The following is a 12,286-nucleotide window of genomic DNA, read 5'->3' as shown; positions in this document are numbered from 1 at the left end:
CGCAGGAGCACGCCACGCTTGACTTCGACGTGCGGCCCATGGCCACCTCCCGGGGCAACGTGCGCGGGAAATTACCACCGCAGTCGTCCAGGAGAGCAAGCTTCTTCCTCCAGTAATTCTCCTGTTCAGCCGCCGGAGGACGCCAAGGCCGACTGGTCGCTGCGACTACGGCGGACGGCCGCCTCCACGCGAGGGACGTCCACGCCCAGAACGTCGGCGACAGCGCCGATCACCTCGGCCGAGGGAACCGCCCCGGTTCGTCCGTCCTCCAGGCGCACGTAGGTCATGACCGACAGCCCGGGACCAGTCACCTCGTTCGTGGCGCGTCCGGCCGCCAAGCGCAGAGCCGCCAGCGGCGGGTCCTCGGGATCGACGTCGAGCAGGTGCAAGGGGTCGACGCCCACGGCGGCCGCCAACCGCGGTACGTAACGAGGCCGCGGCCGCTCCAGTCCCGTCTCCCATACCCGGATGCGCGATGGGCTCGAGAGCTCCAGTTTTTCGGCCAGTTCTTCTCGAGTAATCCCCATGGCTTTTCGCGCAGCCTGCAGGCGATCGCCTCGAAGCAGCGGCCGCGCCACGGCAGCCTCCATCACCCGATCGGTGGACACCCGCCCGTGGCGGAGAACCCTAGCGCCCACTCGCGGATTGCGGTCGCACGCGCGCTTTCATCGCCCTACGCGACACAGCTGACGACCTACAGGAGCTTGTGCGCAGTAGCTGTCGGTTGACAAGCGGGCGCGGCGCCGCCTCGACGGCCTTCCACCACCGGAGAAGAACTGAAGGACTACGGCAGACCGCATAGCCGCCGCCGTCCAGGCTGGAGGCAACCCGGAGGACGGTCAGCTCAGCAACGCCGGAGTCCCGCGCGGCTGCCGAGGGCGCCTGCGTCATAGCGGCAATGCCCGGAGCCGAGTCCCAGCGACTGCAGGAAGACCGGAACTGTCTGTCGAGGCTTCGGGCCATGAGACCTGCAGCCCGTCCCCGGCGGCGACGTCGTCCATGCCGGCCGTGGTGCTGGCCCATCGCCGGCCGCGACCTTCTCGGACGGCCTAATCGCGACTGGCAGGTCGGCACCTGATGTCCGGAACGACCCCCGAGCGAGCAGCGCTCATTGGTCGGCACGACGCGCTGCTGACCGTCGCGCAGGCCGGGGACTACTTGGGAACCGGCGAGCGGTTCATCCGTCGGCTCATCGCCCAGCGGCGGATCACGTACGTCAAGATCGGCAAGTACGTAAGACTCCAGCGCTCAACGCTCGACGACTTCATCGAGGCCGGACGTGTCGCGAGCGACGGGTAGCTCACCTTGCGCCGTACGAATGGCGTCGTTCACCACGCCTCCATGTGGCAGCCTCTGCGCCACTCCGTTCCCACCACGTCGAGCAACGAGATCAGGTCCTGATCGGCCGACCGTATGCGGAACGAAAGGTTCTCTGGCGACTCGATCGCAGCGGGTCCTGTGCGCAGTCGAGCCGAGGCCCGCGTCCTGCCGTCAGCAGGCAGGCAGGTTGCCCAGCCGGAGTCAAGGCCGCCGCTGGAGGTTGTGGAATGCCAGCCGCCGAACAACGCCGACGCAATCGACACTGCCGGCAACTGCGCGAATCTCATCGCCATCGGAGGGCGCTAGGAGGTCGTCATGGGTCGAAGGGCATGGGGCACGGTTCGCAGGCTTCCCTCAGGGCGTTACCAAGCCCGCTACCGGGGTAGCTCGGGCAGGCAGGTCACGGCACCGCATACGTTCGCGACCAAGGCAGACGGCGATCGGTGGCTCGCCAAGACTCAGACCGAGATGGACTCGGGCCGCTGGATCGACCCGAAGGCGGGCAAGGAGACGCTCCAGGTCTATGCCGAGCGCTGGGTGGAGACCCGTCTCGTGCGTGGCCGGCCGCTGGCGCCTCGCACGGCCGAGCTGTACCGGGCACAGCTCAAGAACCACATCGTGCCGGCGCTGGGATCGACGCCACTTCGCCAACTCGAGGCGTCCGCCGTCCGGGCCTGGTACGGCAAGCTCAGCGGACCACGCGGGCCGGGGCAAGTCACAACGGCCAAGTGCTACCGGCTGCTGCGTGCCATTTGCACCACGGCCGTGGAGGACAACCTCATCGCGAAGAACCCGTGCTCCATCCGTGGCGCGGGGCAGGAACGGTCCAGCGAGCGACCGATGTTCACACTCGCTCAAGTTCAGGCGCTTACCGATGCCGTCGAGGATCGGTGGCGAGCCCTGATCCTGCTGGCTGCCTGGACGGGCCTTCGCATCGGTGAGCTGTCAGCGCTCCGTCGAGAACACCTCGACCTCGCGGCAGGCACCGTGAGCGTGAGGAGCTCGGTCGTCGACGTGGTCGGGCAGGAACGTTCCTACGGACCGCCGAAGTCGGCCGCTAGTCGACGAACGGTAGCCATCCCGCCGCACATCATCGACGACTTGGAGCGTCACCTTGCGACGTACGCCCAGCCCGGTGCGAACGGACTGGTGTTCGTGGGTCCGAAGGGCGGACCAGTCCGACGCAACAACTTCTCACAGGTGTGGGCTCCGGCCGCGAAGGCGGCCGGACTCCCGTTCGGATCTCACTTGCACGACCTTCGCGGCTGGGGCGCCACCATCGCCGCCCGGCATGGAGCCACGACCAAGGAGTTGATGCATCGTCTCGGCCACGCCTCCCCCGCCATGGCCCTGCGCTATCAACGCGCCGAGCAAGAACGCGACGCCGCTCTCGCCGCCGCGATGAGCGCATCAGTCAAGGAGTAGGGAGATTTTGACTGTCAGACCGGTGCAGCTCGAAATGATGCGGTTGAAGAAGAACCGAGTCCGGAGTCTGGCGGCAAGCTCGCGGACCCGTACGTTTCGCCCCATACAGCGGCCACCTGCTTGCCACGGCCGACCTAGGACGCCGACGTCTCCCTTCGAGGTAGCAGGCTGCCGGGTCAGATGCGGGATGCAGGTAGCGGAAAGAACGGCCCTAGCTCGGGTTCGTGCCAGGGCGACGGAGTCTGCAGAGCGTTGCCGATCTGCACGTAAAGGTCGTACAAGCTCTCGGCGGACTGCCAAAGCGACCGGCTGCGACGCGGGTCGTCGTCATTCCAGCGGGCGTCGACGAGCGCCTCGTAGCCGCCGGCATCGGCTCGGCGCACGATGATCAAGTTGGCGTCCCGCTCAGGGGCCAGCCGAGCGACGGGGCGCTCTTCACCGGGTCGCAGCTCGGTGGGCACCGTTGTGTCCCGCGGTGGGAGCGGGAGGGGCGGCAGCCACGTCTGCGCCGAACCGCCGGCGTCGACCCAGTAGTCCCACTCGTACCCGGTCACGCGAATCGGGGGCACGCCGTTGTCCCTGAGGAACTGCAGCGAGGCGTCCATCACCGCCCGGTAGGCGGAGTTGTCGCGCAGCTGGTCTCGCACGTCGCCCGTTAGCAACTCCCACACGGCGTGCCCGGCGCCGTAGGCGGCCCATCCGCCGCGCGCCGATGCCTGCTCAGCTAGCGCACCGAGGAAGGCCTGCGGATCGGAGGTGGCCAGCGGGTAGAGCGGGGCGATGACGTTGGCGTATATGGCGCCGGCGTCCTCGCCGCTGTCAGCCTTGTAGTACTCGAAGCGTCCGAAGCGCTCCATCAACTCCGCGAGGTCGCGGAGCGGGGCGGTCGGCTGATCTGAGCGGCGCGCGAACCACGGCATTGCACAGCTCCTTCTGGAACTAACGATGGCCGAAAGCGCAGCAGGCCGGGGCCCGTGGCCAATAATGGGACGGTTCCACCACTAAGTCACCTATCGCTACCTAACCGCCGTCAGTTAGGCCGAGACAAGCCTTGCAATTGCCTTCTTTCGGGAGTTCACGTCACCGGAGAAGTTGACCAAGAATCCCCAGTACACGTTCGTCTGCGATGCCCACATCGCTACGTTCGACCCGCCATTCGGCAGCGGTTCGATATCTATCGACATGACAATGCCACGATCCTTACCCCTACGCCGCTTGTTGATCTTGCCAGGCCCAGGGGAATCAGTCCAGAGAAGTCCACGCGCACCGCCAAACGCCCGAGAAACGATCTCGACGGTTCGCCGCGGATCGTGCGGAGAATGCACGACCGTGGTCGCTACCGCATTTCTCCCTGAGTTCCACATATAGACGAATAGCACAATGAGCCCTACAGCGACCAGCACACCGATGAACGCTTCCACGGCATCCCCCGAAGACGACAAGTTGCACACCGAGACCAAGCGGCACGTTAGGCGCACGCCAGACTCTCCCCACCGCGCGTATTAGGGGGACAGCGATCGACAGGCTGGCAGAGCGCAGGGTCGTTGGGCAAGGACTCCGTCGCCGACGCCACTCAACGGGGGCGGCGGCCCAGCCCTGGGTCTCGTTGGCCGCTCTGCGAACAGCGCCTACGGCGAGGACACCACTTCGGCTGCTGCATCGTGAACCGCAACGGCGACGGAGTGACTTCACTTCCTCTCCGCGCTGCGGAGTAGCGGGGGGCACCCTTCACGGGATTCCAGGTCCGCGCCAACTAGGGCCGCGCGACCACATTAGGATCACGCAACGGGTTGGAGGCCGTGCCGAGCGGCGATCCGCCGGCAGTGTCGCGGGGGCCGCGGCTCGGCCCCCGCGCTGGTGACGCCTCCCATCAGTCCGAATGGTCATCGAGCAGGACCCGCGATCGCCTCTGCATCCGTCCGGATAAGGCCGCAAGCCCCGATACCCACCGTCGAGCCACACAGCGCTGTATCGGTGCGTCGTCGCGCGAGCCGCCAGTACTGCTGGATCCTCGGAGAGCAACGACCACACGCGAGGCATCTGGTGGAGGATCGCCGATCCGAGAGCGGAGACCTCCTCTCCGACCCGCCTACCGCCAGTGGCCATGCGCAGAGACATGACGAGGACCTGATGACCGAATCGACGCTGCCGAACTACCCGTATCCAGGGGTATACGAGCACTTCAAGAGCACACCTGAGAGCAGGAGGTTGTACCAGGTCCTCGGCTTCGCCAAGCACACGGAGAGTGACGAAGTGCTCGCCGTCTACGTCCCGCTATACGTCATCCCGGAGCACACCGGACTACGCCTGCAGGTGCGCCCGCTGAGCATGTTCCTGGACGAGGTCGAGCACGAGGGCAAGAGCGTTCCACGCTTCCGATTCATAGGACCCGAGTTGTAGCGGCACACCGATCTGGCAGCCGAAGACTCAGCGTTGCAACCCACGCTCGAGTTCGGTGATCGACCCGTCCGCGATTTCGGCCGGCGCACCACCAGCCAGATGCACCTGTAGTAGGGCCAGCTTCGTCAGCACCGAGGCGCTCTTCACCACATCGCTGTTCGCCTTGAGTCGCTGCCGGATAATCATGGACTCGACGGCGTGCTCCCAGGCCTCGGCGAACGTCGCGGCGGGCTCGGCTGCGCACCGATACAAAACAGCGTAGTAACCCCAGGTCCCCAGGCCCAGCGCCGAAGCCGCTGTCAGGGGGCTGGTGTCGGAGTAGTACGCGCGCCGGAACCGCAACGTCCCCGCGTAAACCTCGCGGGCCCCGTCCAGGTGCTCTGCGGTGCGGTCCGGTTCGGCCTGTGCGAGTCGGATGCGCACCCCAGCGCGGTTGAAGGACGCCCGGTCCACCAAGGGGTGGTCCGGTCCGAGCAGGTCGCGGCGGGTCTCGTACGAGCTGTCCAGCTCACTGCGCACCGCGTGCAACTCCGCCAACAGCTCCGGGCTGCCGAGCTCCAGCACCCGCGCCGCGCGCTGGCGCAGCAGCGCGGCCATCGCCAGGTGCTTCTCCTGCTCCCCGAGCTCGTCGGTGCCCCGCAGGCCCGCGGCGCGGAGTGCCGCCGCGCGCGCCGCCTCGATCTGTTCCTGCGTGACGTCGCCCTCGCGTGCCTGGTTGATCGACCGGGCCCGCGCGTGGAGGCAGTCCGCCAGTCCGGCGGCGGCCGGCTCCCCCGGCGCCGGTGCCAGCGGCGCGAGCTCCGCCTCGGCCCGCTGGTACGTCGCCAGCGACACCGCCACACCGTCGTGCAGCTCCTGCAACGCGCCCAGCCGGGCCAGGGCGATCCCGTCGACGGCCGCCTGCAGCGCCTGCGCGAGGACGCCGGTGACCTGGGTGTCCCCGAATCGCGCAAGGGCGACGCGGGCCGGCTCGCAGCCGAGGACGTCTACCGCAGCACCGGCCGCATCCCCGTCGGTCGCCCGCACGGCGCGCCCGAACACGCGGTGCATCGCCAGCGTGCCGTCGGTCAGCGGCGTCACCAGCCCCGCGTGCACCAGGTCGTCGAGGCCGGGCCCCAGCTCCGCGGCCGCCTCTCCGGTGATGGCCTCCGGCGGCAGCAGCGCCAGCCGCGCGGCCAGGGCCACCGCGCCGGGCACCGCCTCCTGCACGCCCGCCCAGTAGCGGCGGGCACCGGCGTCGACGTCGGCGACCGGATCGGCCGGCAGCGCCGCGACGACCTTGGGCGCCGCCGCCTTCAGCGCCGCGAACGCGGCACCCAGCAGCGGGTTGCCCACCGCCACGTCCCGCAGGTCCGGCGGCACGTCGTCGGTGTCCCCCTCGGCGCGGTCCAGGCCCACCGGGAGGTATCCCGGCCACTGGGCCGGGTCGTCGGTCGTGGTGACCAGCAGCAACTGCCCGTCGCGCGGCTCCGGCAGCCCGCGCAACCTCCCCGGCCCGCCGTTGGCGTTGTCGACGACGACCACCCAGCCGCCGTCGGTCCGCGCCAGCCGGTCCAGCGCGCTGCGCGCCAGTTCCGCCTCGATCGCAGCATCGGGCACGGTCAGCTCGTCACCCCGCTCGGCCAGCTCCGCCCGCGCCAGGGAGGCCCGGTAGCCGCCGAGCGTCGCCCCGGACAGGACCCAGCCGAAGCCCTGGTCGAACTGCGCGGCGAACTGCCGAGCCACGGTGCTCTTGCCGGTGCCCTCCCGGCCGTGCAGGACGACGCACCCCCCGGTATGCCCGCGGAGCTCGGCCCACGCCCGGGCGTGCGCGGCGAAGTGCAGCGTCGCCTGCAGCTCCGGCCGAGCCAGCGGGGTGCGCAGCGCACCGCGGCGGCTCGGCTGGGGCAGCGGCTCGTCGCCCAGCACGTGCCGCGTCCCGACCGACACCAGGTGCACGTCCGGGAACGCCCCGCCCGCCAGGAGCTCCCCGAGCGTCGTGGCCGAGTGGCCGATCGACGCGTCCGCCGTCCCCTCGGTCGCCGTCGTCGGGTCCAGCAGCAGCACGTCCGGCGCCGCCGCGAACGCCGCCGGGTCGACGACCCGGCCCACGCCGGGCTCGTCGGTCGCCGCCACCCCGGCGGGCAGCCGGCCCGATCGGGGGTTGCCGCCCAGGTGGACGGCGACGGCGGCGTGCGCCGTGGCCGGTCCGCGCAGCAGCACCAGGAACGTGGCCAGCTCCTCGTTCAGGCAGGCGCCGGCGAACAGGACGGCGAGGTCGATGCAGGTGCCCGAGCCGGTGGTGCGCCACAACCACTCCGGATCACGGATCCGCTGGCCGGCCAGCGGGTGCCACGGCGGCGCCGTGTAGGGGATGGCCCGGGCGGCGAGCGCCTTCCACAGCGCCCCGGCGATCCGCCGGTCCACACCCGCCCGGTCCACGCCGGCGCCCTCGAACCGGCTGCGCACCCCCCGCGGGAACGCATGCCCGATCCGCTGCTGGACCAGCAGCGGGGTGACGTAGCAGGCGATGCCGCCGTACCCGTCGACCTCCGGCGCGCTCGCCGGCGGCGCCGTCCAGACCGGCCACTCCTCGTCCACGGCACCGAACTCCCTGCTGCATCGTCCTTGGGCGTCATCAGAACCGACCCCCGGCGCGGGGGCAAGGACCCCGGCCGCGCCGCCCGGTAACCTGCCGCGGTGACGTTCGAGCCGGTCCCGGCGGTGGGTGACGACGCGCGCGGCGCCCAGGACATCGTGGCGGGCATCGACACCTGGACCGCGTCGGAACCCCTGCGGGCCTTGGTTGCCGGGTTCGGCGGCCCGGCCGACCTCTTCGCCGGCTCCCTCGGCGACCGGCTCACCGCCCTCGACGGCTTCTCCACGCGGTGGGACGGCCGGCGCGGCGCCGAGCGCAACCTGGCCACCCCGCTGGAGCTGACCGACGAGCAGGTCGCCCTGACCGACGACGCGGCCCGCGCGCTCGGCCTGGTCGACCCCCGGCCGCCCCGGCGCAAGGAGTACGACCACGTCTTCGCTCTCGGCGGCCTGGTGCGCGCCTGCGTGGTGCGCCCGGCGCACGTGGCCCGCCTGATCGCCACCGGCGACGTCCGCACGGCCGACGTCACGGCCCTCGGCGGGCACCGCCCCTTCGGCGGCGACGAGGGCGACCTGGCCCGGGCAGTCGGCCTGGACGGCGTCGACGAGGAGTACGAGGCCCTCGACGCGGGCACCCGGCGCGCCTTCGGCCTCGGCGCGCCCGTCGCCGAGGACGGCGAGCGGTCGGACCTGCCCGGTGGCACCTGGTCGGTGCGCACCTACGAGGGCGCGGGCGGCCTGCGCATCCGGGTCGCCGCGGCGCCGTCCAGCGAGCCCGAGCGGCGCCGCGCGCACACCGCCGACACCTACGACTGGTTCGCCCGCACCCTGGCCGCCGTCGAGCCCGGGCAGACCCTGCTCGCGGTGACCACCGCCATCTACGTGCCCGCGCAGCAGGCCGCCGCGCTGCGCATGCTGGCCCTCCCGTTCGACGTGCAGGTCGAGACCGTCGGCGTCGTGCCGGGCAGCGTGCTGCCGGAGCTGGCGCAGACCTTCACGCCGTCGCACCACCTGCAGGAGATCCGGTCGGCCATCCGCGGCTACCGGGCCCTGCACACGGCCGCCCTGGAGCACGCGGCCTGACCGCCCGCCGCCTGCGAACTCAGCAGGCGGCCCCCTCCCGCGTCTCACCTCTCAGACGGCGCCAGCAGGCGCCCGACGCGAGGTGGTCCGCGATGACGTCTGCTCTCCCCTCCTCCCCTCCCGGCGACCCGCGCGCGCGGCAGCACGTGGCCACCGACGCCTCGGTCGGCCACCACCGGGGCACCACGACCGCCGGCCTCGCCTGGGTCCGCGCCGACGGCAGCTACGGCGTGACCACGGTGCGGACCGCGGTCCCCCTGGTCGCCGAGCTGTCGGCGATCGCCTGGGCGGCGGCCACGATCCCCGGCACCGATCCCCTGCACGTGGTCACCGACTGCCGGCAGGGCGTCCGGCTCCTGCACGGCGTGCTGCGCCACGGCCGGCTCGACGTCCCCGCCGGCACCCACGGCAGCGGCCAGGTGGCCGCCGTCTGCTCCCGCATCGCCGTCCTCGCCCAGCGCCGCCCGCTCACGGTGAGCTGGGTGCGCGGGCACGCCGGCGACCCGCTCAACGAGACCGCCGACCGGCTGGCCGTCCAGGCCCGCCGGTACGTGCAGAACGGCGGTCGCCTGGACGACATCCGCCCGCTCACCGACCGCATCGCGGCCGACGCCCGGGCGGCCCGGCCCGCGGCCTGAGCCGCAGCGCTCCTCCCCGACGACCCGGCCGACCGGCCGGGTGCACGCCGCCGCGCCCGGCAGCCGCTCCCGGCTGCCGGGCGCGGCGTTCCCCATCCCCGCGGCGAACGCCGCGACAACCCGGAGGTACCCGATGCCCACTCCCCCCGCCGCGGCCCTGCAGCGCTCCCCGGTCCTCGTCGGCCGCCGGATCCGGTTGCGCCGCTACTGGACGCCGGTCCGCCTGCTCGACGCCCTCGCCGGCTTCCGCGACGGCCGCCGCGGCCTGCCGCTGACCGGCTGCACCACCCAGTACACCCACCGGCTGGCCACCATGGCCGAGGAGCAGGCGCGCACCGTGCGCCACCAGCTCGACCTCGCCCTGGCCCCGCTGCTGCGCGAGCGGTCGGCCGCCGCCGCGGAGCTCGCGGTCGACGCCGCCACCCTCGCCGACCTCGAGCAGCGGGCCGGGCACCTGCGCGAGCTGGACGCCGGCGCCCCGGCTCCGACGGCCGTGCCCGGCTCCCCCGCCGAGCTGGACGCCGCGCGCGCCCGGATGCGGCTGGCCGCGGACACCGCCCGGGCCGGCGCCGAGGTCCGGGCCGCGCAGCAGCGCAGCCGCGAGGTCCAGGTCCGCCTCGACGAGCTGGACGCCGAGATCGCCACCGCGCACGCCCTGGCCGTCAGCCACGTCGGCCGGTGCGTCGAGCACCACCAGCGCCGCGCGCAGACCTACCTCCGGGCGCTGGTGCGGCGCCAGCCCGACCGGGCCGAGCTCGCCGGCCAGCTCGGCCGCACCCTGATCGCCCCGCCGGCCTGGGTCACCGAGCCGCCGGCGCTGCCCGAGGTGCTGGGGGCGGCAACCCCCGGGCCGGCCGCCGTGCTGTCCCTCGCCGACCACCGCTGAGCGCCGCCGCACCGGCCCCGGGGACTCCTCCCCGGGGCCGGTGCGGCATCCCCGGCTCAGCGATCCGGCCCGCACCGCGTCCTCCCCAGTGCACCCACCCCGCAGCAGCCGCCGCTGCCAACCCCCGGAGATCCCGATGCCCCTCCTGCCCCGCTCCCGCCGCCGCGCCGCCCGCCAGGCCGGCGAGCCCGCCCCGGTCGTCGTCCCCTCCCGGCGCCGGCGCTGGCCGGCCGCCCCCGAGGCGCTGACCGACGTGCACCAGCCCGACGCCGTGCAGCTCATCGCGCACCCGGCGCCCACCGTGGTGAGCACCCAGGCCGACTTGGAGCTGCAGGTGCTGCAGCTCGTCGAGGAGCTGCACGCCCGCGACGCGCTCGACCGGTACACCGCCACCGTCGTCGACGGTTACGTCGACAGCCGCATCGCTGCCGACCTGGAGCTGATCGACCGCGAGGCCGCCTCCGCCCGGGCGACCAACGGCGGCCTGCTGCTGTCGGCCGAGGTCGGCAACCTGACCGACGCCACCGTGCGGCTGGGCCACCTGCGCGAGGCCGACCAGCGCCTGACCGCGGAGATCGCGGCCCACCGGGCCGAGCTGCTCGGCGACCGGCTCGGCGCGGCCGATCCCGCGGCGGACCGCGGAGCGGCCCCGCTCGCCGTGTACGCGATCCCCCGCGGCCCGGCACCCGCCGACCTCCGGCCGGCCGCCCCGGCCGACGCGGCGACCGCCTGACCGGTTCCCCGCCCCGCGCTGCGCCCCGGCTCAGAGATCCGGGGCGCAGCGCGTTCCTCCTTCTGAGCGGCTCCACCGGCCGCTCTCCCTCTCCCCCAGGAGCCCCCGTGTCCCTCCCCGTCCCCCCGCCGCCCCCCGCCGCTCCCGACTCCCCCGCCCCGGCCGGGCCGCCCGGTCCGCAGCTGCACGCCGTGGCGGACGCGCCCGGCGCCGCCGAGCCGCAGGCCGAGCCGCCGCGCCACCCCTGGCTGGCCCCCGAGCTGGTCAACGCCGGCCCCGCCCAGCGGCTGGCCACCGCCGGCCTGCAGCTGCTGCTGCTGTTCGCCGCGGTGGTCGCCATCGACACCGTGCTGCTCAAGGCCCTGGTCGCCCTCCAGCTGGACGTCTCCACCGGCGAGGCCTGGGGCACGGCCCTCGGCATCGGGGTGGTGATGCTCCTCCCGGGCTTCCACCTCGGTGCGGCCTGGCGCGAGCACCGGGCCACCGGCGCACCGCTGGACCCCTCCGCCTGGTTCTACGGCGGCGCCTGGCTCGTGCTGAGCGTCGTCCTGTTCGTCGTCCGCGCCACCGCCAGCAGCGCGCCGACGGTGGTGATCCCCGGTGTCGACACCCCCGCCGACACCGACCACCACGTCGTCCAGGCGTGCCTGCTGCTCGCCGTGCAGCTGCTCACCGGCATCACCGCCTTCTTCCTCGCCGCGCGGATGACCAACCCCGAGGCCAGCGGGCTGCGGTCCGCCCTGCGCCGGCAGCGCCGGGTGCGCCGCCGGCTGCCGGAGGCCGAGAAGCTGGTCACCCGGCTCGCGCACAACGTGTCGGCGCGCACCGCGGTGCTCGACCAGGTCGACGAGGCCGCCGAGACCGCCCGCCGGCTGCAGCGCAACGTCGGCGAGCACGTCAAGGCCTCGGCGCGGGTGCGCATGGCGCAGCTGCTCGGCGAGCCCGGCGACACCTCCACCCTGATCGGGGGCTGACGGTGGCCCACCCCCTCTCCCGCCTGCGCCTCGTGCTGGCCGGCCGCCGCACCGGGTGCCGGCACTGCGACCGGCTGCTGCTGCCCTGCCCCCACGGACCGGCCTGCCCCGGCCACTCCTCGGTCCGGTCGCCGGTCTGCACCGACTGCTCCTGGGGGCTGCGCTGCCCCCGGCACGGCCGGCGGTGGATCACCGCCTGACCCTCGCCGCTGCGCGCCGCGCCCCCGGTTCCTCCTCAGGAACCGGGGGC

Annotated in this window: 12 protein-coding genes; 9 read left to right on the top strand and 3 right to left on the bottom strand. The window is 72.9% G+C overall.

Going from position 1 to position 12,286, the window contains the following annotated elements; genetic code table 11:
* Positions 1–125: 125 nt before the first annotated feature.
* Positions 126–578 (bottom strand): helix-turn-helix domain-containing protein, encoded by a 453-nt coding sequence (locus ACK586_RS02635; RefSeq protein WP_409328899.1) that lies wholly within the window; start codon positions 576–578, stop codon positions 126–128.
* A gap of 499 nt (positions 579–1,077) precedes the next feature.
* On the opposite strand from ACK586_RS02635, the gene ACK586_RS02630 reads away from it, so the two are divergent.
* Together ACK586_RS02630 and ACK586_RS02625 are read left to right on the top strand one after the other, a co-directional pair.
* Entirely contained in the window at positions 1,078–1,299 is a 222-nt protein-coding gene (locus tag ACK586_RS02630) for an excisionase family DNA-binding protein (protein ID WP_409328898.1), read from the top strand.
* Positions 1,300–1,635: 336 nt separating this feature from the next.
* Positions 1,636–2,745 carry a site-specific integrase gene (locus ACK586_RS02625; RefSeq protein WP_483409967.1) on the top strand — a complete coding sequence of 370 codons (1,110 nt, stop codon included), beginning with the start codon at positions 1,636–1,638 and terminating at the stop codon, positions 2,743–2,745.
* Between the two features lie 176 nt (positions 2,746–2,921).
* Here the strand turns inward: ACK586_RS02625 and ACK586_RS02620 are convergent, their stop codons facing one another.
* A complete protein-coding gene (locus ACK586_RS02620; RefSeq protein WP_409328896.1) occupies positions 2,922–3,665 on the bottom strand; it encodes a hypothetical protein in 744 nt (247 codons plus the stop codon).
* Positions 3,666–4,875: 1,210 nt separating this feature from the next.
* Here ACK586_RS02620 and ACK586_RS02615 point away from each other — a divergent pair.
* A complete protein-coding gene (locus ACK586_RS02615) occupies positions 4,876–5,145 on the top strand; it encodes a DUF1653 domain-containing protein (protein WP_409328895.1) in 270 nt (89 codons plus the stop codon).
* A 27-nt stretch (positions 5,146–5,172) separates the two neighbouring features.
* Here the strand turns inward: ACK586_RS02615 and ACK586_RS02610 are convergent, their stop codons facing one another.
* Positions 5,173–7,725 (bottom strand): ATP-binding protein, encoded by a 2,553-nt coding sequence (locus ACK586_RS02610; protein ID WP_409328894.1) that lies wholly within the window; start codon positions 7,723–7,725, stop codon positions 5,173–5,175.
* A 99-nt stretch (positions 7,726–7,824) separates the two neighbouring features.
* On the opposite strand from ACK586_RS02610, the gene ACK586_RS02605 reads away from it, so the two are divergent.
* From ACK586_RS02605 to ACK586_RS02580, 6 genes are all read left to right on the top strand, one after another.
* Positions 7,825–8,805: a hypothetical protein gene (locus ACK586_RS02605; protein WP_409328893.1), complete on the top strand. Its 981-nt coding sequence runs from the start codon at positions 7,825–7,827 to the stop codon at positions 8,803–8,805.
* 92 nt (positions 8,806–8,897) lie between these two features.
* Positions 8,898–9,443, top strand: a complete 546-nt coding sequence (locus ACK586_RS02600) for an RNase H family protein (RefSeq protein ID WP_409328892.1) — start codon at positions 8,898–8,900, stop codon at positions 9,441–9,443.
* 133 nt (positions 9,444–9,576) lie between these two features.
* On the top strand, positions 9,577–10,329 hold the full coding sequence (locus ACK586_RS02595; RefSeq protein WP_409328891.1) for a hypothetical protein: 753 nt from the start codon (positions 9,577–9,579) through the stop codon (positions 10,327–10,329).
* 136 nt (positions 10,330–10,465) lie between these two features.
* Positions 10,466–11,062 (top strand): hypothetical protein, encoded by a 597-nt coding sequence (locus ACK586_RS02590; protein ID WP_409328890.1) that lies wholly within the window; start codon positions 10,466–10,468, stop codon positions 11,060–11,062.
* A 107-nt stretch (positions 11,063–11,169) separates the two neighbouring features.
* Entirely contained in the window at positions 11,170–12,036 is an 867-nt protein-coding gene (locus tag ACK586_RS02585; RefSeq protein ID WP_409328889.1) for a hypothetical protein, read from the top strand.
* 2 nt (positions 12,037–12,038) lie between these two features.
* Positions 12,039–12,236: a hypothetical protein gene (locus tag ACK586_RS02580; protein ID WP_409328888.1), complete on the top strand. Its 198-nt coding sequence runs from the start codon at positions 12,039–12,041 to the stop codon at positions 12,234–12,236.
* Positions 12,237–12,286: the final 50 nt, after the last annotated feature.

This window comes from Trujillonella humicola (genome assembly GCF_046233715.1).
GTDB classification, from domain to species: Bacteria; Actinomycetota; Actinomycetes; order Mycobacteriales; family Geodermatophilaceae; genus Trujillonella; species Trujillonella humicola.
The sequence above is the reverse complement of the archived record's forward strand: the minus strand, read 5'-3'. Positions and strand labels throughout refer to the sequence as shown.

Coding starts and splice junctions, on each gene's coding strand:
- ACK586_RS02590 (WP_409328890.1), top strand. CDS start 10,466: ATGCCCCTCCTGCCCCGCTCCCGCCGCCGCGCCGCCCGCCAGGCCGGC.
- ACK586_RS02600 (WP_409328892.1), top strand. CDS start 8,898: ATGACGTCTGCTCTCCCCTCCTCCCCTCCCGGCGACCCGCGCGCGCGG.
- ACK586_RS02615 (WP_409328895.1), top strand. CDS start 4,876: ATGACCGAATCGACGCTGCCGAACTACCCGTATCCAGGGGTATACGAG.
- ACK586_RS02625 (WP_483409967.1), top strand. CDS start 1,636: ATGGGTCGAAGGGCATGGGGCACGGTTCGCAGGCTTCCCTCAGGGCGT.
- ACK586_RS02630 (WP_409328898.1), top strand. CDS start 1,078: ATGTCCGGAACGACCCCCGAGCGAGCAGCGCTCATTGGTCGGCACGAC.
- ACK586_RS02620 (WP_409328896.1), bottom strand. CDS start 3,665: ATGCCGTGGTTCGCGCGCCGCTCAGATCAGCCGACCGCCCCGCTCCGC.
- ACK586_RS02595 (WP_409328891.1), top strand. CDS start 9,577: ATGCCCACTCCCCCCGCCGCGGCCCTGCAGCGCTCCCCGGTCCTCGTC.